The 20,218-nt window shown below is 50.6% G+C and carries 22 protein-coding genes and 1 riboswitch; of the genes, 18 read left to right on the top strand and 4 right to left on the bottom strand.

Annotated elements, in window-relative coordinates; genetic code table 11:
- Positions 1-102 precede the first annotated feature (102 nt).
- The 5 genes from rdgB to DW931_RS08495 all read left to right on the top strand — a co-directional run bounded on the left by rdgB (position 103) and on the right by DW931_RS08495 (position 3,851).
- A complete protein-coding gene (gene rdgB, locus DW931_RS08475; protein ID WP_107000503.1) occupies positions 103-705 on the top strand; it encodes an RdgB/HAM1 family non-canonical purine NTP pyrophosphatase in 603 nt (200 codons plus the stop codon).
- Entirely contained in the window at positions 702-1,199 is a 498-nt protein-coding gene (locus DW931_RS08480; RefSeq protein WP_117796169.1) for a metallophosphoesterase, read from the top strand. The genes rdgB and DW931_RS08480 overlap by 4 nt, the downstream gene beginning before the upstream one ends.
- A 134-nt stretch (positions 1,200-1,333) precedes the next feature.
- On the top strand, positions 1,334-1,963 hold the full coding sequence (locus DW931_RS08485; RefSeq protein WP_182426639.1) for a DUF3877 family protein: 630 nt from the start codon (positions 1,334-1,336) through the stop codon (positions 1,961-1,963).
- A gap of 16 nt (positions 1,964-1,979) precedes the next feature.
- On the top strand, positions 1,980-2,840 hold the full coding sequence (locus DW931_RS08490) for an SseB family protein (RefSeq protein ID WP_118468140.1): 861 nt from the start codon (positions 1,980-1,982) through the stop codon (positions 2,838-2,840).
- Positions 2,841-2,855: 15 nt separating this feature from the next.
- A complete protein-coding gene (locus DW931_RS08495; RefSeq protein WP_107000500.1) occupies positions 2,856-3,851 on the top strand; it encodes an aldo/keto reductase in 996 nt (331 codons plus the stop codon).
- Positions 3,852-3,920: 69 nt separating this feature from the next.
- On the opposite strand, the gene DW931_RS08500 is transcribed toward DW931_RS08495, so the two are convergent.
- Complete coding sequence (locus tag DW931_RS08500; RefSeq protein ID WP_181357182.1) at positions 3,921-4,265, bottom strand: NusG domain II-containing protein; 345 nt, start codon at positions 4,263-4,265, stop codon at positions 3,921-3,923.
- Positions 4,246-5,271, bottom strand: coding sequence for an FAD:protein FMN transferase (locus DW931_RS08505; protein ID WP_118468138.1), 1,026 nt, complete (start codon positions 5,269-5,271; stop codon positions 4,246-4,248). Before DW931_RS08505 ends, DW931_RS08500 begins: the two co-directional genes overlap by 20 nt.
- A 287-nt stretch (positions 5,272-5,558) precedes the next feature.
- Here DW931_RS08505 and DW931_RS08510 point away from each other — a divergent pair, with 287 nt between their 5' ends.
- From DW931_RS08510 to DW931_RS08520, 3 genes are all read left to right on the top strand, one after another.
- Complete coding sequence (locus DW931_RS08510; RefSeq protein ID WP_022359343.1) at positions 5,559-6,092, top strand: Gx transporter family protein; 534 nt, start codon at positions 5,559-5,561, stop codon at positions 6,090-6,092.
- A 167-nt stretch (positions 6,093-6,259) separates the two neighbouring features.
- A complete protein-coding gene (galT, locus tag DW931_RS08515; RefSeq protein ID WP_118468136.1) occupies positions 6,260-7,765 on the top strand; it encodes a UDP-glucose--hexose-1-phosphate uridylyltransferase in 1,506 nt (501 codons plus the stop codon).
- 10 nt (positions 7,766-7,775) lie between these two features.
- On the top strand, positions 7,776-8,630 hold the full coding sequence (locus DW931_RS08520; RefSeq protein ID WP_265104151.1) for a RelA/SpoT domain-containing protein: 855 nt from the start codon (positions 7,776-7,778) through the stop codon (positions 8,628-8,630).
- A gap of 222 nt (positions 8,631-8,852) precedes the next feature.
- Here DW931_RS08520 and DW931_RS08525 read toward each other — a convergent pair whose 3' ends face one another.
- Positions 8,853-9,875, bottom strand: a complete 1,023-nt coding sequence (locus tag DW931_RS08525; protein ID WP_022359346.1) for a PTS sugar transporter subunit IIC — start codon at positions 9,873-9,875, stop codon at positions 8,853-8,855.
- Positions 9,876-10,111: 236 nt separating this feature from the next.
- Here DW931_RS08525 and DW931_RS08530 point away from each other — a divergent pair, with 236 nt between their 5' ends.
- From DW931_RS08530 to DW931_RS08575, 10 genes are all read left to right on the top strand, one after another.
- On the top strand, positions 10,112-10,582 hold the full coding sequence (locus DW931_RS08530; protein ID WP_117796165.1) for a hypothetical protein: 471 nt from the start codon (positions 10,112-10,114) through the stop codon (positions 10,580-10,582).
- 166 nt (positions 10,583-10,748) lie between these two features.
- Complete coding sequence (gene metF, locus DW931_RS08535; RefSeq protein WP_107000494.1) at positions 10,749-11,609, top strand: methylenetetrahydrofolate reductase [NAD(P)H]; 861 nt, start codon at positions 10,749-10,751, stop codon at positions 11,607-11,609.
- Entirely contained in the window at positions 11,609-12,262 is a 654-nt protein-coding gene (locus DW931_RS08540) for a vitamin B12 dependent-methionine synthase activation domain-containing protein (RefSeq protein ID WP_118468134.1), read from the top strand. Before metF ends, DW931_RS08540 begins: the two co-directional genes overlap by 1 nt.
- Positions 12,263-12,293: 31 nt before the next feature.
- Entirely contained in the window at positions 12,294-14,771 is a 2,478-nt protein-coding gene (locus DW931_RS08545) for a homocysteine S-methyltransferase family protein (RefSeq protein ID WP_118468133.1), read from the top strand.
- Positions 14,772-14,845: 74 nt separating this feature from the next.
- Complete coding sequence (locus tag DW931_RS08550) at positions 14,846-15,121, top strand: HPr family phosphocarrier protein (RefSeq protein ID WP_022359351.1); 276 nt, start codon at positions 14,846-14,848, stop codon at positions 15,119-15,121.
- Between the two features lie 128 nt (positions 15,122-15,249).
- The gene (locus tag DW931_RS08555) at positions 15,250-15,684 is read left to right on the top strand and encodes an acyl-CoA thioesterase (protein ID WP_107000491.1); all 435 of its coding nucleotides are present in this window, start codon (positions 15,250-15,252) and stop codon (positions 15,682-15,684) included.
- 90 nt (positions 15,685-15,774) lie between these two features.
- A riboswitch (THF riboswitch) is annotated at positions 15,775-15,879 on the top strand.
- A 63-nt stretch (positions 15,880-15,942) separates the two neighbouring features.
- Entirely contained in the window at positions 15,943-16,506 is a 564-nt protein-coding gene (locus DW931_RS08560) for a folate family ECF transporter S component (protein WP_022359353.1), read from the top strand.
- A 127-nt stretch (positions 16,507-16,633) separates the two neighbouring features.
- Positions 16,634-17,218, top strand: coding sequence for a biotin transporter BioY (locus tag DW931_RS08565; protein ID WP_022359354.1), 585 nt, complete (start codon positions 16,634-16,636; stop codon positions 17,216-17,218).
- Between the two features lie 312 nt (positions 17,219-17,530).
- Positions 17,531-18,358 (top strand): Mrp/NBP35 family ATP-binding protein, encoded by an 828-nt coding sequence (locus DW931_RS08570; RefSeq protein WP_022359355.1) that lies wholly within the window; start codon positions 17,531-17,533, stop codon positions 18,356-18,358.
- 37 nt (positions 18,359-18,395) lie between these two features.
- Positions 18,396-19,109, top strand: a complete 714-nt coding sequence (locus tag DW931_RS08575; RefSeq protein ID WP_107000490.1) for a GTP pyrophosphokinase family protein — start codon at positions 18,396-18,398, stop codon at positions 19,107-19,109.
- A gap of 65 nt (positions 19,110-19,174) precedes the next feature.
- Here DW931_RS08575 and DW931_RS08580 read toward each other — a convergent pair whose 3' ends face one another.
- On the bottom strand, positions 19,175-20,056 hold the full coding sequence (locus tag DW931_RS08580; protein ID WP_181357181.1) for a GNAT family N-acetyltransferase: 882 nt from the start codon (positions 20,054-20,056) through the stop codon (positions 19,175-19,177).
- Positions 20,057-20,218 lie beyond the last annotated feature (162 nt).

Here is a 20,218-nt window from a genome sequence, read left to right on the forward strand (position 1 = left end):
TACGGATGTGAAGGTATGGCGGAAGCCGTTTTTGAAGAACGGTGATTCGGAATGTCGGGATATGAAAAGCCATGCTGTTTGAGGATAAAGGAGCGAGGAAAAGTGAGCGAGAAAATTATATTTGCGACGGGAAATGCGGGAAAGCTGAAAGAGATCCGTGAGATTTTAAAGGATTTAAACCGTGAGATTGTTACGATGCGCGAGGCTGGATTTGAAGGCGAGATCGAGGAAAATGGAACCACCTTCCGCGAGAATGCAGAGATCAAGGCGAAGGCAGTCTGGGAGAAGACGGGCGGCATTGTGCTGGCAGATGATTCTGGACTGGTGATAGATTATTTAAACGGCGAGCCGGGCGTTTATTCAGCGCGGTATTTAGGGGACACACCGTATGAGGAAAAGAACCGGATTTTGATTGAGCGCGTGAAGGATGCAAAAGGAAAAGAGCGGAGCGCCCGTTTTATGTGCAATATCGCGGCAGTGCTGCCGGATGGCAGAGTGCTTCACACAGAAGCGGCGATGGAGGGCGAGATTGCAAAGGAAGCGGCTGGAAACGGCGGATTTGGATATGATCCGATTCTCTGGCTGCCGGAGTACGGCAAAACGTCAGCAGAGCTCACGATGGAGGAGAAAAACCGTATTAGCCACCGGGGCAAGGCGCTGGAGCGGATGAAAGATGCGCTGAAGGAGGCGCTTGGCGAGAGATGAAAAAGATATTAATTACAAGCGACACCCACCGTCGGGATGGTAATCTGCTGGAAGTCATCCAGAATGAAGCACCGTTTGACATGTTCATTCATCTGGGTGACGCCGAGGGAAGTGAGGACATGATTACATCGTGGTGTAAGGAGCAGAACCCGGACTGCGAGGTCTATATGGTGCTGGGAAATAATGATTTTTTCTCCCATCTGGACCGTGAGAAGGAGATTTCGATTGGAAAATACCGCACATTTCTGACCCACGGTCATTTTTATAGCGTATCGGTTGGGACGGAGCGCCTGATCGATGAGGCACAGGATCGCGGCGTGCAGATTGCGATGTTTGGACATACCCACAAGCCGTATCTGGAGCGGCGCGGGGATCTGACTGTGTTGAATCCGGGCAGTCTTTCATTTCCGCGCCAGGAGGGCAGACGCCCGAGCTACATGCTCATGGATCTGGATGACGAGGGCGAGGCGCATTTTACGACCTGTTATTTGTAGAGGTCTGTTACTGGGCACATATGCGTGTCACTGTTCACGCATACGTGCCCAGTAACTATGCGTGAACAGAAACCGAAAAAGCAAATATCCGCATATTGACGCATTTTCGGTAAATTGTTATAATGAGAGAGATTGTGAAAAAGGTACTTATCAATGATTCAATCAACCCAATAAAGATGCCGGGGACGGAGGTTTCGTTTCCGAGGCAGGAGTATGACATGAAACTGGAAGCTTTAATTCAAAATATGACGGATCAGATCAAAGAGGCGCAGCTAAAACTTGGTTATGCCAGGGAGACGATGCGCCTTTATTATCCGCTTTCTTCCCTGAATGCGATGCTGGAGATGCAGGAGACGGATATCCGGGAGCTGGCGAAGAAGATACGGCATGAGCTGGAGGCGAAGAAGGAGAAAATGGGAGATACCCAGATTCGGATCCACGCCGATCGGATCGTCTTTACGATCCCGCCGGATTTTGTGGAGTATGTCCATGAGCAGGTGCCGGAACCGCCGTTTTTAAAAGAGCTGATTCAGTTGTTTCGGGAAAAGCACGCCTGCACAAAGGAAGAGATTACCGCTGTGTTTGAAAAATTCGGCGCGTATGAGTGCCGGCAGATGCCGGACGGCATGGATTTTGATTATGTCATTTATTTTACAGACAGCAGCATCGATGCATATGATTACTGCATCCGTGAGGAGATGGGGCACACGATTTACCACCGATTTGCACGGGCTGATTTTGAGGCATTGATGACGATTCAATAAAAAGGAGATTAGACGGATGGAAAACGAGACAAAGCAGACAAATACGAATGAACAGGAGCCGGATATCTTCGCACAGAAGTTAAGAGAGGCAGATTCCTTATATGCCATTCTTTCCGGATGTACGAAAGAGCCGTATGTATACTGTGATCCGGAAACAATGGATGATGCCATCCTGCTGTTTACGGACGAAGAGGGCGCAAAGGTAGGCGCACAGAAGCTGGCAGAGCAGCAGATTCCGGTAGGAATCGCGAAGGTAGACAGAAAGAGCCTTCTGCTTTTCTATACCAGCCTTTACACGATGGGTGTCAATGCTATCCAGGTACACGTGGGCGAGGAGCAGAAGATGATTCAGCTGACCGAGTTTGTAAGACGCAAAGACCCGGAGGAGAGCAAGAATGGAAAAGTCTGGGTGGAGAACCCGGAGCTGCACCTGACGATGCTTTACTATATGCAGGATCTGCGCCGTCATCCAAATCAGGAGATTACGCCGGAATTAAACGATTTACAGGAGGAGATCGGCGCGCACTTCACGAAGGGCCGCTATATCGTGCCGCTTCCAGAGGAAGGAAATGGCATTCCGCTGGTTAAATTAAAGAGCGGAGATATTTTCCAGCCGATCTTTACGGATGTGATCGAGTTCCAGCGTTTCAACCGTGAGAAGAAATTCCGCCCGGTTGTCGTAGATGCGCTCAAGCTGGCTCAGGTACTCCCGGAGGAGGCAAAGGGCATCGTTCTCAATCCGCTGGGCGTTAATATGCCGCTGACCGTACAGAAAGTAAAGAAGCAGCCGGAAGCACCGGTCCAGAAGCCGGTATCCGTAGAGGCACAGATCGACGCAGCTATCCGCGAGGTTCAGGCAGAGGCTGGACGGGAGTAGGAAAGGAAAGAGTATATGTATCAGGCAGCAGACGCAAGATATGATGGAATGACCTACAACCGCTGCGGCAGCAGCGGACTCAGGCTTCCGGCAGTTTCGCTGGGATTCTGGCATAATTTTGGCAGCACCGGCGTCTATGAGACAATGCGGAAGCTGTGTTTTACCGCTTTTGACAATGGCGTCACGCACTTTGACCTTGCCAACAATTATGGACCGGAGCCGGGAAGTGCTGAGGAAAATCTGGGACGGATTGTAAAGGAAAATTTCATGCCATATCGAGACGAGCTGATCATCAGCACGAAAGCCGGATACGAGATGTGGAACGGCCCTTATGGAAACTGGGGCAGCCGCAAATACCTGCTTGCAAGCCTCGATCAGAGCCTTACACGCCTGGGACTTCCGTATGTAGACATTTTCTATCATCACCGGATGGACCCGGAGACGCCCCTTGAGGAGACGATGGGAGCACTCGATCAGGCAGTTAAGAGCGGAAAAGCTCTCTATGCAGGACTTTCCAACTACAATGGACAAAAAATGCAGGAAGCCGCTGCGATCCTGCGTGATCTGAAATGCCCGTTCGTCATCAATCAGAACCGCTACAGCATCTTTGACCGCACGATCGAAAACAACGGCTTAAAAGAAGCCGCTGTCAAAGAAAAGAAAGGTCTGATTGCATTCAGCCCGCTTGCACAGGGAACCTTAACCGACCGTTATCTGTACGGCATCCCAGCCGACAGCCGCGTCATGACCGACGGCAGATTTCTCAAAAAAGACCAGCTCACCGAAGAAAAAATCAGCCAGATCCGCGCCCTCAACGAGATGGCTGGACAGAGAGGCGAAAAACTCTCCCAGATGGCGCTCAAATGGGTCATGAAGGATCCTGTGGTAACCAGCGTTCTCATCGGTGCGTCCAAACCGGAGCAGATATTAGATAATCTGAAAATGTTGGATGGGGCACCGTTGAGCGAGGAAGAGCTGCTTAAAATCGATCAAATTTGTGGAATAAAATAAACAGAAAACGCCCAGCGGCGCAATTATGCGTACCCGCTGGGCGTTTCCGTCCGTGTTGGCAAACCATATCTATTTAACCGCCACAACCACCCTATTCGGCAGGCAAACCAGCGATTCCCCACTCTCTGAAACGGTTCCCTGCTTCACACAGAGCTTGTCCGGGCAGTCTGCCTCTTCGATCCGGGCACATCCATCTTGAATCACCAGATGATTTTGTCCCCCCTGATACCCGTCGATCCAGGTGTCTATCTCCTCATCCAGCCGGTAGGTGGCGACGGTTGTTCCATTGACACTGACATCAACGGTAAAAGCATCCTTCTGGCGCTGCAAGCGCACAACCAGAAAACCGATGAGTATGACGGCTAGAAGAACCAGAATCAAAACAAAATCATTTCTATTTTTCTTTGATTTCATCAATAAATGCCTCCGCTCCATCCGAGTAAATCAGTTCATAATCATCCGTGATAAAATAAGCATAAATGCCATCCATCGAATTGATGAGTTCCAGACCCTTATCCAGTCCCATCGAGAAACAGGTCGTGCTGAGTACATCGCCGTCCATCGAACGCGGGGAGACGATCGTCACGGAGACCAGTCCGTTCTGGTACGGATAGCCTGTTTTCGGGTTTAACAGGTGATGGTAATTGACACCGTTTTTTTCAAAATGGCGCTCATAGACGCCGGAGGAGACAACGGACATGTCATCAATATTCAGATCGGCAAAGACCGTTGCATAGTCGGCAAACGGTTTCTGCAGCCCGATGCGGAACGGCTGGTGGTTTGTGCGCTCACCGACACAGAGTACGTTGCCGCCCAGGTTGATGATGGCGCTTTCGACGCCGGATTCGGTCAGATAGTCTTTCATGCGGTCGGCAATGTAGCCCTTGGCGATGGAGCCGAGGTCAATCGTCGTGTCCGGGGAGAGGAAGGTTAAAGTATTTCCGTCAAGTTTCACATTTTTCCAGTTGACGCGTTCTGCCGCCGCTGTTATGTCATCCTCCGCCGGGATCACGTGCTCGTCGCTGGTAAAATTCCAGAGAGAACTGAGCGGTTCGATCGTCAGGTCGTAGGCACCATGGGAAACCTCACTGTAATGCAGTCCTTCAGAAATCATCGCCGCCATATCGTCGGAGACGGTAAAAGTCGTCTCGTCGGCACTGCGGTGGTTTAACTTGTAAAGCTCGCTGCCCTCGATCGTCTTGCTGAAACGGTTTTCGTACTCCTGGCACATGTCCACACAGTGGTCAAGGATCGCTTCATCCTGCGAATCATAGAGTGTGATGTTGACAAATGTATTCAGCAGAAACGCGGAACGGCTGATCGGCTCCCGGCGGGATTTGCTGAAAAGAAGCGCCGCGCCGCAGCCAAAAAATACGACGGCAAGAAGTGTCAGAAGCGCGGATAAATCCTTTTTTTTCATAAAGAGCTCCATTCTTAAAAATATCGAAAATTCGGTTTGAAACTATGTTTGCAAAAATGTCTGCAACTACTCTAACAAAGGTTGATAGGAAAGTCAAGATTACGGCCCAGAAACTAAATGCACCGGCAGCCAGAACGTTACTGGGCACGTATGCGTGAACAGTAACGCCAGAACTGTATCGTACGGAATTTTTAGTTCAGAAAATTCCTATCTGTGAACCGTTACGCGCTTTACAAAACTAAAAATTTTTACTAATATATTTATAGAGGTATACAGAGGAGGAAGAAATGCAGAAAAAAGGACGAGCAGGCACATCCAGAGCCGGAAAAATCGCTTTATATGGAATGATGACAGCGCTGGCATTTCTGCTGAGCTATGTTGAGACCCTGATACCGATCAACCTGGGCGTTCCGGGGGTCAAGCTGGGATTGGCGAATCTGGCGTCGATCGTGAGCCTGTATCTGCTGGGAGCCGGTGCGGCAGCGGCGATTGCATTGGTGCGTATCGTGCTGGTAGGATTTACATTTGGAAACCTGTCGATGATGCTGTATAGTCTGGCAGGTGCTGCGGTCAGCCTTCTTCTGATGGTGGTGTTCCGCCGGTTGGACTGGTTCGGCGTGACCGGTGTCAGCATCCTGGGTGGTGCGGGACACAACATCGGGCAGCTTATCGTGGCGGCGCTGGTGGTGGAAAATGCGAGTCTGTTCTACTATCTTCCGGTGCTTCTGGCAGCCGGAACGGCAGCGGGGGCGCTGATTGGGCTTCTCGGAGGAATCCTGGTAAACCGCTTAAAATGTCTGGATTTGACAAAATTTATGTAAATGGAAGTCACAAGAGTAAGAGGATGTACAGTGACTGTTCATATGCAGGCATTTTTGGAACCGAAAATGCCATGAGATAAGGTGGCGCAATGGTATACGGGCAGCTAAAGTTATAAAAAGGATAAGAATGAAACAGCAAGGTTGTTTTTCAGTCAGGAGGATAGGGTATGGCAGTATATGAAGCAATCAGAAATTTAGTACAGTACGGAGTCAATACGGGGCTTCTTCAGGAGTCGGATCGCATTTACGCGACGAACCAGATTCTCGAGGTTCTGGGACTGGATGAATATGAAGAACCACAGGGCGCATGCAGGGAGATTTCACTGGAAGAGACGTTGGATGCCCTGCTTGATTATGCACATGAGACGGGCGTTTTGAAGGAGGACGGCGTGGTGTACCGCGATCTGTTCGACACGAAGCTGATGAACTGCCTGATGCCGCGCCCGAGCGAGGTGATTGGACATTTCTGGAAATTGTATGAGGAATCGCCGGAGGCGGCAACCAATTATTATTACAAATTGAGCCAGGATTCCAATTACATCCGCCGTTACCGTGTTTCCAAAGATATGAAATGGAAAACAGATACAAAATACGGGGAGCTGGACATCACGGTTAATTTATCTAAGCCGGAGAAAGATCCGAAGGCAATCGCGGCAGCCAAACTGGCAAAGCAGAGCGGTTATCCGAAATGCCTCTTATGCAAGGAAAATGAAGGCTATGCCGGACGTGTCAACCATCCGGCGCGCAATAACCACCGCATTATCCCGATCACGGTCAATGACAGCCAGTGGGGCTTTCAGTATTCGCCGTATGTGTATTACAATGAGCACTGCATCGTGTTCAACGGTGTGCACACGCCGATGAAGATCGAACGGGCAACGTTTGTCAAATTGTTTGATTTTGTGAAATTGTTCCCGCACTATTTTCTGGGGTCCAATGCGGATCTGCCGATCGTCGGCGGTTCGATTTTAAGTCACGACCATTTCCAGGGCGGACATTACACGTTTGCGATGGCAAAAGCGCCGATTGAACAGAAATTTGAGATGGAAGGCTTCGAGGATGTGGAAGCCGGAATCGTTAAATGGCCGATGTCAGTTCTGCGGACCCGTTCCAAGAATCCGGACCGCCTGATTGATCTTGGCGAAAAAGTGCTGTGTGCATGGCGCAGCTATACGGATGAGGATGCCTTTATTTATGCCGAGACGGACGGAGAACCGCACAACACGATCACGCCGATTGCCAGAAAGAATGGCGATTTCTATGAGCTGGATCTGGTGCTCCGCAATAACATCACGACGGATGAGTATCCGCTTGGTGTTTACCATCCGCACGCGAAGCTGCATCACATCAAGAAAGAAAATATCGGTCTGATCGAGGTCATGGGTCTGGCGGTGCTCCCGTCCAGATTGAAACAGGAGCTTGCCGATCTGGCGGAGGCGATCCTTTCCGGAGGCGATATCCGTTCCAATCCAGAGCTTGAAAAGCATGCGGACTGGGTGGATGAGTTCCTGCCGAAGTATGAGCATATAACAAGTGAAAATATAAACGAAATCCTGCAAAAAGAGGTAGGTCTTGTCTTTGAGCAGGTACTGGAAGACGCGGGCGTATATAAGTGTACGCCGGAAGGCAGGGAGGCATTTGCCCGGTTCCTGCGCTCAGTGGGCTTCCGATAAAGAGGAGATAATGGAGAGAGATTTATTTTTAAGAAAATATCGGATCGAACAGGAAGACTTTGACGCGGCGGGCGTTTCCTGGGAGGAATTGACTGCGATCGCGGATCATTATGCGACGATCGAGGGAAAGCTGCGGGAGATTGGCAAGGATTTTGTAGATAAGTATCTGTATGATATTGAAAAAGCGGGGATCCATTCCTACCGTTACCGTACCAAGGCACCGGGGCATCTGCTGGAGAAGATCATCCGCAAGAAAAAAGAGCAGCCGGAGAAATTTGCCCAGCTGGGAGTTGATAATTACTGGAAATACGTGACGGACCTTATCGGTATCCGTGTATTCTTCCTGTACCGTGAGGATTGGCGTCATTTCCATGAATACATCACATCGGCGTTTGAAAATGCCCCGGAGCAGTATGTAAAAGACCGTGAGCGCGATTTTGACAACGATGAGACACACTGCTACATTGCAGAGCGTCCGAAGGTATACCGCCGAAACGGGGACAGCCGGATCTACGATGAAAATGTGATCGAAATCAAGTCAGGCGGTATCTACCGTTCCCTTCACTACATCATCAAATACCGCGGTTACTACGTCGAGATTCAGGCGAGAACGCTGTTCGAGGAGGGATGGAGTGAGGTTGACCACGACATTGTTTATCCGTACCACAAGGACGACGTGATGCTGCGCGATTTCTCCCGCCTGTTAAACCGGCTCTCCGGCATGGCGGATGAAATGAGCTCGTATTTCCGCCGGATGAAGGTGGAGAAGGAGTTTGAAGAGGTCCTGCTCGGAGAATATAAGGAAGACAAAGAGGCGAAGCTGCTCGCAAGTATGCGGGAGCTGCTGGGGAAAGAAGAACGATAAGGAATAGGGAAAAGAAAAGATAACTGGATCAAAAAACAGGCATTGGAATGCTTGCTATCCACACAGTGGTGGATGAAGAGCATTTCAATGCCTGTTTTGCTGTCATAGGTCTTTGAATCTGGCGTTACTGGGCACGTATGCGTGAACCGTGACAATCTGGCTGATTCTAAGGACAGATGCCAGATAGGAATGATGGATAATTGGAAGCACATGGAGCTATAATTATAGATCCAGCTTCAAATCGCCTTCCTTGATCCATCCGGCTTTCCGGCAAAGTGCGCCGAAGAACAGGGTCAAAACAGCCGGAAGCACGAAGCAGATGAGCAGGATGCCCGGCCACATCATCGAATTTCCACTTCCCTGCATGGCGGTGTAGATGCCGATCGGTCCGACGAGACCGCAGGTTCCCATGCCGGAACCGGCTGGAATATTTTCCAGATGGAAGACCATCGTGGAGAGCGGACCGGTGACCATCGAGGCGAGTGTCGGTGGAATCCAGATTTTCGGGTTCCGGACGATATTTCCCATCTGGAGCATCGAGGTTCCGAGTCCCTGTGCCAGAAGACCACCCCATTTATTTTCACAGAAGCTTAAAACGGCAAATCCGACCATCTGCGCGCAGCAGCCTGCGGTGGCGGCACCGCCTGCCAGACCGTCGAGGCTTAACATGATGCAGATTGCCGCACTGCTGATCGGAAGCGTCAGGGCGATGCCGATCAGGGCAGAAACCAGAATACCCATGAAAAGCGGCTGCATGACGGTCGCTGTCTTCACCAGATTTCCGAAAGCGGTCATGAATGCGGAGACGCCCGGACCGACAAACTGTGCGGCCAGGATGCCGGAGATGATGGTAACGCCCGGGGTGACGAGAATATCAACCGGTGTCTCTTTGGAGACGATTTTTCCAAGCTCGGCTGCGATGATGGTGGCAACGAGCGCGCCGACCGGACCGCCGAGTTCATTGCCCGCGATGCCGACGGTAGCGGCGGAGAAAAGGACGAGCGTCGGTGCCTTTAAGGCGTAGGCAATCGAGACGCCGAGCGCCGCACCGGTCGCGCTCTTGGCGTAGCCTGCGATCGTAGTAAAAATTACAACGCCTGTTTTTTCCCCCAGCGTGCCGAAAATGGTACCGATCAGAAGAGAAGCAAACAGACCAAATGCCATCGCGCCCAGCGCATCGATGAGATACGTCTGAACGGAGATGACAACCTGCTTCCGTTTCAGAAAAGCTTTCACACGTTCCATATTGATAGAACCTCCCAGAGTAAAATAATTGTGAACGGAATGAATCGTTTCAGCCATTCCGGTCAAATAAATGGCTTACACCTGTCTTGACAGGTGTAATGGACGTTTGTATTTTAACACGAAATGGAGAAAATACAAGAGAAAATATAGAAAAAAGTAAAAAAGTTATGATACAATAAAAAATAATTGACGAGGTGTTTTCGAAAAAGTATGTTCGATTCGAGGGGAGGTATTTCATGCAGAGACGAATTTGTCCGATTTGCGACCATCCGATCAAGTATGGTCATTATTGTTCTTTTTGTAAACAGTGGATCCGGAATCCTAACTATGTCAATGCAACTTATTATCTGAATGAGCGCCACCCGGCGCATGAGACGGACTGTGAGTACCACAATGCGGGATCTGCCTCGTGGGAAACGAGTGCAAGGGCAGGCACAGATGCCATCCGCACGCTTGCGGACCGGGCGAAGGTATATTCCCAGACGCAGAAAGCAGCAGGCGCAGGCAGACAGGCATCCGTCCGGACACAGAACCAGAACAGTATGTCGTATCAGACAACGCAGAGACGAAGCGCGGTGCAGCAAGGAAAAAATCAGAAAAAGAAGGGGAAAATGAGCCTTGTGCTGGTGATTTTGCTGATTTTGTTTGCTTTGTCTGGAATTAATTATCTGTATCGTATGTTTATGTATTTTATTTGGTTCCTATAGATTTTACCTATGGCAAGATATAGAAAATCAATCCAGAAGATAGCTGCCGGAAGTCTGGCGTTCATTGGGGAAATATGGTATACTGAGCAAAAATCATATAGAATACATAGGCAATAGAGGTCCGGGGCAGAACCGGACGAAATGATGAGAACAGGAGATAAATACGATGAAGATTAAGGATATTTTAGCCAAAGGACAGCCGACGCTTTCGTTTGAAGTGTTCCCGCCGAAGGAGGAGAGCAACTTCGCTTCCGTTGAGAAAGCGGCGCTTGAGATTGCAAAGTTAAATCCGTCATTTATGAGCGTGACCTACGGAGCAGGCGGCGGCACAAGCCAGTATACGGTCCAGATCGCATCGGATATCCAGAGCACCTGCCAGGTGCCGGCGCTGTCACATCTGACCTGCGTCTCCTCGACCCGTGAGAAGGTGCACAGTGTCCTGCGCGAGATTCAGGCACACGGAATTGAGAATGTCCTGGCACTTCGCGGCGATATTCCGAAAGACGGCAAGGTAGAAAAAGATTATCAGTACGCATCCCAGCTGATCCGCGAGATCCGTGAGACCTGCCCGGAGCTGTGCATCGGCGCAGCCTGCTATCCGGAGGGACATGTGGAATCGGTCAACAAGACGGTGGATATCGGGCATCTGAAAGAAAAAGTGGAAGCGGGCTGTGATTTTGTGACGACCCAGATGTTCTTTGACAATAATATCCTTTATAATTACCTGTACCGTATCCGAGAAAAAGGAATCACGGTTCCGGTTGTCGCAGGCATCATGCCGGTGACAAACATAAGTCAGATCAAGCGCATCTGCAGCATGTCCGGCACCTACCTTCCGGCACGCTTCAAGGCGATCGTAGATCGTTTTGGTGATAACCCGGCAGCGATGAAGCAGGCAGGTATCGCCTATGCAACTGAGCAGATCATCGATCTGATTGCGAACCATGTAAATGGAATCCATGTATATTCGATGAATAAACCGGATGTAGCGGCGCAGATTAAGAACAACCTGTCGGAGATTCTGTAATGGCAGAAGTCAATCGGAGAGAAATATATCGGTATTTAGGAATTAAAGGGCAGCAGGAGCCGGATCTGCAGACGAAAGATCTGGTGGAGGACTGTCTGGAAGAATTAGAGCGATCCGTCAACTGCCGGAGCTTTTACAGACGTTATCCGCTGACGCTGCTGCCAGATTCAGAACTTGATTTTACGTGTTTTAAAGTAAAAAGCCGGGCGCTCAGCCGCAATTTAAAGGACTGCCAGGAGGTCATCCTTTTTGCGGCGACGCTGGGGGCTGGTGTGGATCTGCTTCTGCGCCGATACAGCCGTCTTTCGATGAGCCGGGCGGTTGTCCTGCAGGCGTGCGCGGCGGCACGGATTGAGAGTTACTGCAATGAAATCAATGACAAATTAAAAGCGGAGGCAGCAGAAGAAGGACTCTATCTGCGTCCCCGCTTTTCGCCAGGTTATGGAGATCTGCCGCTTTCGTGCCAGCCGGATTTCTGCCGGGTACTGGAAGCGGAAAAGACGGTGGGGATTACATTGACGGAAAGTTTTTTGATGATGCCGTCCAAGTCGGTGACGGCGGTCATCGGAGTATCGAAGATAGCGGCGGGCTGTGTGAAAGAGGGCTGTGAGGTCTGTTCAAACAAAAACTGCCTGTACCGGAGAGATAAATAAGTAAGAAACAAAAAACAGAGAGGAAGCTGACATGGGTATACGGGAAGATTGGAACGATAAAATACTGGTATTTGACGGAGGAATGGGAAGTCTTTTACAGGGAGCCGGGCTGAAACCGGGCGAACTGCCGGAAACCTGGAATATCAAGCATCCGGAGGTTCTGGTAAAGATCCATGAGGATTATCTGAACGCGGGCGCGAATATTATTTTATCGAATACATTCGGCGCGAACCGCCTGAAATACAATGAGGCAGCCAAGTTTAATCTGGATGAGATCGTGGATGCGGCGATGAAAAATGCCCGGACAGCGGTAGAACACTGCGGCCGTGGTTATGTAGCGCTGGATCTGGGACCGACCGGACGCCTTTTAAAGCCAATGGGTGATCTGGACTTTGAGGAGGCGGTCTCCATCTATACCGAGGTGGTAAAGGCAGGCGTGCGAGGCGGCGCGGATCTGATTCTGATCGAGACGATGAGCGACACGTATGAACTCAAGGCAGCGGTTCTGGCGGCAAAGGAAAATTCCGATCTTCCAATCTTTGCAACCACAATTTTCGATGGAAAAGGCAAACTTTTAACCGGCGGAACACCGAAGTCCGTTGTGGCACTTTTGGAAGGTCTGGGCGTGGATGCGCTTGGAATCAATTGTGGATTAGGTCCGGTTCAGATGAAGCCGATTGTGGAAGAACTGCTTCGGTATGCGTCGATCCCGGTGGTTGTCAATCCAAATGCGGGACTTCCGCGAAGCGAGGGAGGAAAGACCGTATATGATATTGATCCGCCAGAATTTGTCGAGGAAATGAAAGGAATGCTGGAGATGGGCGTTTCGGCAGTCGGGGGCTGCTGTGGTACGACCCCGGAGCACATCCGTCTGCTGGCAGAGATGTGTAAGGGCAGAACGAGAAAGCCGATCGAGCCGAAAAATGACACTCTCATCACTTCCTACGCGTCGGTAGTTGAGATGGGAACCGATCCGGTCATTATTGGCGAGCGCATCAATCCGACCGGAAAATCAAAATTCAAACAGGCGCTGCGCGATCACAACCTGGAATATATCCTGCGCGAGGCGATCACCCAGCAGGAAAATGGCGCTGCGGTGCTTGACGTCAACGTGGGACTGCCGGAGATCGATGAAGTGGCGATGATGCGCGAGGTCGTACAGGAATTGCAGGCGGTGACCGAGCTTCCGCTGCAGATTGATACGACTGACACAGAGGCGATGGAACAGGCGCTGCGTATTTATAATGGAAAGGCACTGATTAACTCTGTCAATGGCAAACAGGAGGTCATGGACGCTGTATTTCCGCTGGTAAAACATTACGGCGGCACGGTGGTTGCGCTGACGATCGACGAGGAAGGCATTCCGGCGACGGCGGACGGACGTATGGCGATCGCGCGGAAAATCTGTGCGGAGGCGGAAAAGTATGGCATCCAGAAAAAAGACATCGTGATCGATGCGCTCTGTATGACGATCAGCTCCGAGCCGACCGGCGCGCTGGTGACACTGGAGACGGTGCGCCGTGTCCGCCAGGAACTTGGCTGCAATACGATTCTCGGCGTTTCAAATATTTCCTTCGGATTACCGCAGCGTGAGATTGTCAACTCCAATTTCTTTACGATGGCGATGCAGAGCGGTCTGACCGCGGCGATCATCAATCCAAATTCGGCGGCAATGATGCGTTCTTATTATAGCTACCGGGCCCTGGCAGCACTGGATGAACACTGCGGCGATTATATTGAGCAGGCAGCGCAGCTGGCGATTCCAAAGGCAGGTGCGGGCGGAGCTTCCGGCGCAGGTGCAGCAGGCAGCGCAGGTTCGGGTGCCCCGGCGGCAGGTGCAGCTGGAGCTTCCGGCAGTGCGGACACTGGCAGCCAGGCATCCGGTCCGGAGCATCAGCTTACGGTCAGTGTGGAGAGAGGTTTAAAAGAGCAGGCGGCATCGGCAGCCGGGGCACTCTTAAAGACCATGGATTCCCTGACCGTCATCAATTCCTGCATGATCCCGGCACTCGATAAGGTCGGAAAGGGTTTTGAGGCAGGCACCGTCTTTCTGCCGCAGCTTCTGATGAGTGCGGAGGCGGCAAAATCGGCGTTTGAGGTCATCAAAAACCAGATGGAGTCCTCCGGGGAAGCAGGAGAGAAGAAGGACAAGATCGTGCTGGCGACCGTCAAGGGCGATATTCATGACATTGGAAAAAATATCGTAAAAGTATTATTGGAGAATTACAGCTATGATGTGCTGGATTTAGGTAAGGACGTAGCTCCGGAGGCGATCGTGGAAGAGACGATCAAGAACCATGTAAGATTGGTCGGTCTGTCCGCCCTGATGACGACCACCGTGCCGAGCATGGAGAAGACGATCAAGCAGCTCCGCAAGGAAGCACCGTGGGCGAAAGTCATGGTCGGCGGCGCGGTTCTGACCCAGGAATACGCGGATATGATCGGAGCGGATGCGTATTGCCGCGATGCGATGGCGTCTGTTAATTACGCGCAGCAGGTGCTGGTCTAACGCTTGACAGTCTGCCCTACTTAGACTAAAATTAGAGTAATTAGAAACTAAGAATTGACGAGGGAGGGACAGCTATGGTATCGAAGAAAGTGAAAGTGGTTAATCCATCGGGACTTCACCTGCGGCCGGCTGGCGTGCTTTCGCAGACCGCGATGAAATTTAAGAGCCGGACTCTGATTGAGTGCGGGGAGAAACATATTGTGGCAAAGAGCGTGCTGAACGTGATGGCAGCGGGTATCAAGTGCGGCACCGAGATCACGGTTGCCTGCGACGGACCGGATGAGGAAGAAGCGCTGAAGACAATTACCGAGGCGATCGAGAGCGGACTCGGAGAAGAACTGGAACAGTAAGGTATCAGCCATTGCCTGCACAGTGTGCGGACGGTGACACACATATCAGAACCAGAGGGGGATATTGCAGAACGGCAGAAATTGCAGTTGTGCAGGTATCCCTTTTTAGATGGAAAAGAGGGGTTTTTATGGAACTGAAAATTTACGAACACAAAGCGCAGTATTATGAAACCGACCAGATGGGAATCATTCACCATGCAAATTACCTACACTGGTTTGAGGAAGCGCGGATCGACATGATGGAGCAGATGGGAATGGGATATGACATCATGGAAAAACAGGGGATCATAAGCCCGGTGCTGTCGGTTCACTGCGATTATAAGAGCATGGCGCGGTTTGGCGAGACGGTGCAGGTGCTGGTTCAGATGAAGGAATACAACGGCATCCGCATGACGCTGGAATACACGGTTTTTGACAAGGAAACGGGCGCAATCCGCTGCGTGGGCGAGAGCCGCCATTGTTTCCTGACCCGCGACGGAAAGCCGGTTTCCCTGAAACGCAACTATATCGAGATGGATCGTGCGTTTAGGGAATACAGCGAACAGAGCCAAAAAGAAGAGTAAATGCTGACTGGTTCGAAAATGACAGATGCGCTTATAAAGTGCTTGAAAAGCGGGAAAATTGTGGTATGATGTAAAAGATAAAAAAAGAAACGCAGAGTAGGAATACAGGCGTTAAGTGCCGGTTGAACAGGGAGTTGTCAGCCGGACGAAGAGACCTTCCGGGGTTTCGCGGTCAGTATTCCGCATCCCGCTGCATCGTTGATACAATCTATCTCCTGATGTGGTTCGAGAGATCTGCAGAAAAGGAGGTATTTTTTTATGAAAAAATTTGCAGTATGTTATCAGGCATCCTTTCAGGAACTGAAACACGTGAAAACACTCACGACTGCCGCCATGCTGATGGCTGTCTCCGTTGTTCTGGGATACTTCACGATTGAGGCTGGTCCGTATTTGAAAATCGGATTCGGCGGTGTGGTCAACCAGTTTGTCTACTACCTCTTCGGTCCGGTGGCTGGAGCGGTCTATGGCGGAGTCTTGGACCTGGTCAAATATGTCGTAAAGCCGACGGGGGCATTTTTTCCGGGATTTACGCTGAATGCGATGCTGGGCGGCGTGCTATATGGCACAATTCTGTATCGGAAACCGCTTACCTTCCGCCGGGCGCTCTGGGCGGATCTGGTGGTGGCGCTGATCTGCAACATATTTTTGAACACACTCTGGCTTAGCATGATGTCTGGAAAAGCAATGATGGTGCTTCTGCCGATGCGTGTGCTTAAGAATCTCATCAAGTGGCCGGTGGATGCAGCACTCTTTTATCTGATTGCAAAACGGATGGAGAGTCTTGGGCTTGTGCGGATGATCCGTAAATTCCAGGCGGAGTGATGCTGGAGGATTCGTTTTGAGCAAAAGGAAACATACATGGACAGCGAAAGTCTGCAGGCACGGTGGCTGCATGCCATGAAAGGAACCGTTTATGAAAAAATGCATCATGCATGATGGAGGAAAACAGATGAGAGAAAAAGCAGTTTCGCGGAGCCGGGAACATTCGAAGGATGTGGCGCTTTGCGGTCTGTTTGCGGCGCTGGTCGCCGTGGGGGCATTTATCAAGGTTGTCATTCCGACCGGCGCAGATACCATGAACTTCACCTTGCAGTGGTTTTTCGTGATGCTGGCAGCATTTCTGCTGGGCTCCAGACGGGCATTTACCAGTGTGGGTGTCTATTTGCTGATTGGACTTGCGGGCGTCCCGATCTTTGCACGCGGCGGCGGTCCGGCGTATCTGCTGCGCCCGACCTTTGGTTTTCTGCTGGGATTTCTCCTTGCGGCGTGGGTCATGGGAAAGGTCTGTGAATGTTTGAATTCCTGGAAAATGGGAGCGCTGATGACGGCGGCGACGGCTGGATATGTGGTATATTATGGAATGGGAATGGTTTATTTCTATCTGATTACCCATCTCGTAACCCTGCAGCCGATCGGCTGGAAAGCGATTGTGCTGGTTTACTGCCTGCCGGAGATGCCGGCGGATTATATTCTCTGCATTCTGGCGGCGATCATGGCAAGACGGCTGCGCCCGATGGTACAGGCGTATCTGTAGAGAAAAATGAATAGGATATAAAAAAGACAGACAGTCTGAATGCAGTGCAGCAAACGGGCTGTCTGTTTTTGTCTCATAGAAAACGTTACTGTTCACGCATACGTGTACAGTAACGGCACATTCTTTTGTAACGCTGCCAGTTGTGTTTGCCCCCTATCATTTTTGCAGAAAATATGGTAAAATGTACGGAGATTACGACAGGGGAGGATTTGGGCGTTACAGGTTTTTGGTCTTGGAAAACGTCTGAAGAGGATGCAAAAACGAAAACTAGCGAACGATCAGAATCCAACCTGATAAAAAGGAGAAGTATGTATGAGTGAGAATTGCAGTCATAATTGTTCAAGCTGCGGCGAAACGTGTGCCAGCCGGACGATGGAGAGTTTCCGGGTGCCGTTAAATCCACAGAGTTCAGTAAAAAAAGTAATTGGTGTAGTCAGCGGCAAGGGCGGCGTCGGAAAATCCCTGGTGACATCCCTGATGGCATGTAAGATGCGTGCGAGAAACAACCGCGTTGGCATTCTTGATGCAGATATTACAGGACCGTCGATCCCGAAGGCATTTGGCATTCACGGCATGGTAGGTGTGACAGCGGATCAGCTGATGCTGCCGCGCACGACCTCGACGGGGATAGAGATTCTTTCTTCGAACCTGATTCTGGAGCATGAGACGGATCCGGTAATTTGGCGTGGACCGGTTGTGGGCGGCGTGATTAAGCAGTTCTGGAGCGAGGCACTCTGGAAGGACATTGATTATATGTTTGTCGATATGCCTCCGGGAACCGGCGATGTGCCGCTGACTGTATTTCAGTCCCTGCCGCTGGCAGGTATTATCATTGTGACTTCCCCGCAGGAGCTGGTTTCGATGATCGTGGCAAAAGCGGTCAACATGGCGAAGAAGATGGATATTCCGATTCTGGGACTGGTTGAAAACATGAGTTATCTGGAATGTCCGGACTGCGGAAAGAAGATTTCTGTGTTCGGTGAAAGCCATATCGAGGAGACGGCAGACGAGTATGAGATTCCGGTGCTTGCGAAGATTCCGATCGATCCGTCGATTGCGTCCAAGGTGGACGAGGGGCTGGTTGAGTATGTGGAATCCCCATGGCTGGATGCGGCGGCTGACGCAGTGGAGAAGGCATAAAAGAATATAGATATATAGAAGAGGTGGAAGAATACAAATGAATATTGCTCAGAATCCCAACAGCGAGCTGAGCCATTTCGCGGTCAATACGCCTCAGGTGTTTGAGATTCCTGAGACATTCCGGGAGACGGCAAGGCAGTTTCAGGAAGCGATGATGCAGTACAGCTGCGCGATTCGAGAGTTTAAGACGAAGCTGGAAGTGCTCAACGATGAGCTTTCCATGCGGAATGCAAGAAACCCGATCGAGATGATCAAGGCGAGAGTGAAGAAGCCGAAGAGTATTGTAGAAAAACTGCAGCGGCGCGGACTTCCGCTTTCGATCGAATCGATGGAGTCCAACCTGGATGATATAGCGGGTGTCCGTGTGATATGTTCGTTTGTGGACGATATTTACGAGATCAGCCGGATGCTGGAACGCCAGGATGATGTGACCATCATTGCGATCAAGGATTATATCAAGGCGCCGAAGGAAAACGGCTACCGCAGCTACCACATGATCGTGGAAGTACCGGTATTCTTTTCAAGCAGTAAGAAAAATATCCGTGTGGAAGTCCAGATCCGCACGATCGCCATGGATTTCTGGGCGAGTCTGGATCACCAGCTCAAGTATAAAAAGCAGCTGGATGCCCAGGAAGCCGCAGAGATCGGTGCGGAGCTGAAAAAGTGCGCGGATGTCATCGCGGAGACAGATTGCAAGATGTTAAGCATCCGTCAGAAGATTGAGGAAAAACATCCGACGCAGGAAGAATAGTCGTGATGTAAACGAATAGCTCATGTATCGGGGTGCTTTTGGCGGCTGAAGCGCCTGCCATATCTTTAATACATAAAATAGGACAGGGTTTCGGTAATTCGGAACCCTGCTTTTTTATAGATCGAGAGTGCCGGATAATTGTCACTGCTGACGTGAAGAACAATTCGGGTGCAGCCGCGCGCGATCAGATCGTTTAAGACCAGACAGAAAGCAGCTTCACCGATTCCTAGTCCGCGGCAGAGGTCATGGACCCGGAAACCGTAGAAACAGGCATGAAATGTGCCGGGAACGTCCGAGACGGGCTGCATACGCGCCATGCACACGGCAGCCGGAGAGCACATCGGATCCGGCGGAGTCTCTAAAAATTCATAGGTCAGAATTGTAACGGCCGGATCTGGATCATCGGCGCTGTGGAAGCAGTCCCAGCAACTGTCGGGATCAACACTTTCGTTGACGTCACCTTCCGGTGCAGAAGTGCAGGTAAAGGTAAGCGGGCGTTTTTCAACCATGGGAGAGTCAAAGCGTTCGGCCGCCGGGTCAAAGTCCCATTTCATCTGATATTCCTGATCAACGCGGTCAGCGTGAATGGCTTTCATCGTGGCAGCCGTATCAGCAGATTCCGGGTCAACCGGAAATAGAATATCGTGCTCACCGGAGATGTCGCAGGCTTTTTCTAAGAGTGCGGCAAAATATCCGCGTCGGCGCAGGGAAGGGCGGGTGAAGGCGATGCATTCGACGGGTTCCTCGTCCGAAGAGCCATCCGGTGGAAGGATCATTCCCATGATGGCTGCAAGTGTCTCTGATTCATCCAGAAGAAGCAGGAAACAATTTCCGTCTTCAAATGGAAAAGAAATGTGGATCGGCTGCGTCTTCTGGCATTCATTCAACAGTGCCAGGATCTGTTCTGCCTGTCTGGCAGAGAGAGAGTTTGTCTGAATTAAATTCATAACTTCTAATCCTTTCTTTCTTGCAATACAAAGTGTACCAGCTACAAAAGCAGCTGAGAAGATAAGTCTTTCATAAAGATAAACGTATTTGCGGATAAAAACTTCACGTTTTTTGGATCGAAAATGTCTGGATTTTACGAATCGGAAAAGCTTACCTGTATC

It is taken from the genome of Clostridium sp. AM43-3BH (genome assembly GCF_003479985.1).
GTDB classification, from domain to species: domain Bacteria; phylum Bacillota; class Clostridia; order Lachnospirales; family Lachnospiraceae; genus Otoolea; species Otoolea fessa.

What these genes read in the sequence shown, in the direction of transcription:
- metF (WP_107000494.1), top strand. Translation starts at nt 10,749, where the DNA reads ATGAAGATTAAGGATATTTTAGCCAAAGGACAGCCGACGCTTTCGTTT.
- galT (WP_118468136.1), top strand. Translation starts at nt 6,260, where the DNA reads ATGGCAGTATATGAAGCAATCAGAAATTTAGTACAGTACGGAGTCAAT.
- DW931_RS08520 (WP_265104151.1), top strand. Translation starts at nt 7,776, where the DNA reads ATGGAGAGAGATTTATTTTTAAGAAAATATCGGATCGAACAGGAAGAC.
- DW931_RS08495 (WP_107000500.1), top strand. Translation starts at nt 2,856, where the DNA reads ATGTATCAGGCAGCAGACGCAAGATATGATGGAATGACCTACAACCGC.
- DW931_RS08570 (WP_022359355.1), top strand. Translation starts at nt 17,531, where the DNA reads ATGAGTGAGAATTGCAGTCATAATTGTTCAAGCTGCGGCGAAACGTGT.
- DW931_RS08560 (WP_022359353.1), top strand. Translation starts at nt 15,943, where the DNA reads ATGAAAAAATTTGCAGTATGTTATCAGGCATCCTTTCAGGAACTGAAA.
- DW931_RS08510 (WP_022359343.1), top strand. Translation starts at nt 5,559, where the DNA reads ATGCAGAAAAAAGGACGAGCAGGCACATCCAGAGCCGGAAAAATCGCT.
- DW931_RS08545 (WP_118468133.1), top strand. Translation starts at nt 12,294, where the DNA reads ATGGGTATACGGGAAGATTGGAACGATAAAATACTGGTATTTGACGGA.
- DW931_RS08540 (WP_118468134.1), top strand. Translation starts at nt 11,609, where the DNA reads ATGGCAGAAGTCAATCGGAGAGAAATATATCGGTATTTAGGAATTAAA.
- DW931_RS08550 (WP_022359351.1), top strand. Translation starts at nt 14,846, where the DNA reads ATGGTATCGAAGAAAGTGAAAGTGGTTAATCCATCGGGACTTCACCTG.
- DW931_RS08530 (WP_117796165.1), top strand. Translation starts at nt 10,112, where the DNA reads ATGCAGAGACGAATTTGTCCGATTTGCGACCATCCGATCAAGTATGGT.
- DW931_RS08565 (WP_022359354.1), top strand. Translation starts at nt 16,634, where the DNA reads ATGAGAGAAAAAGCAGTTTCGCGGAGCCGGGAACATTCGAAGGATGTG.
- DW931_RS08480 (WP_117796169.1), top strand. Translation starts at nt 702, where the DNA reads ATGAAAAAGATATTAATTACAAGCGACACCCACCGTCGGGATGGTAAT.
- DW931_RS08500 (WP_181357182.1), bottom strand. Translation starts at nt 4,265, where the DNA reads ATGAAATCAAAGAAAAATAGAAATGATTTTGTTTTGATTCTGGTTCTT.
- DW931_RS08555 (WP_107000491.1), top strand. Translation starts at nt 15,250, where the DNA reads ATGGAACTGAAAATTTACGAACACAAAGCGCAGTATTATGAAACCGAC.
- DW931_RS08525 (WP_022359346.1), bottom strand. Translation starts at nt 9,875, where the DNA reads ATGGAACGTGTGAAAGCTTTTCTGAAACGGAAGCAGGTTGTCATCTCC.
- DW931_RS08490 (WP_118468140.1), top strand. Translation starts at nt 1,980, where the DNA reads ATGGAAAACGAGACAAAGCAGACAAATACGAATGAACAGGAGCCGGAT.
- DW931_RS08505 (WP_118468138.1), bottom strand. Translation starts at nt 5,271, where the DNA reads ATGAAAAAAAAGGATTTATCCGCGCTTCTGACACTTCTTGCCGTCGTA.
- DW931_RS08580 (WP_181357181.1), bottom strand. Translation starts at nt 20,056, where the DNA reads ATGAATTTAATTCAGACAAACTCTCTCTCTGCCAGACAGGCAGAACAG.
- DW931_RS08575 (WP_107000490.1), top strand. Translation starts at nt 18,396, where the DNA reads ATGAATATTGCTCAGAATCCCAACAGCGAGCTGAGCCATTTCGCGGTC.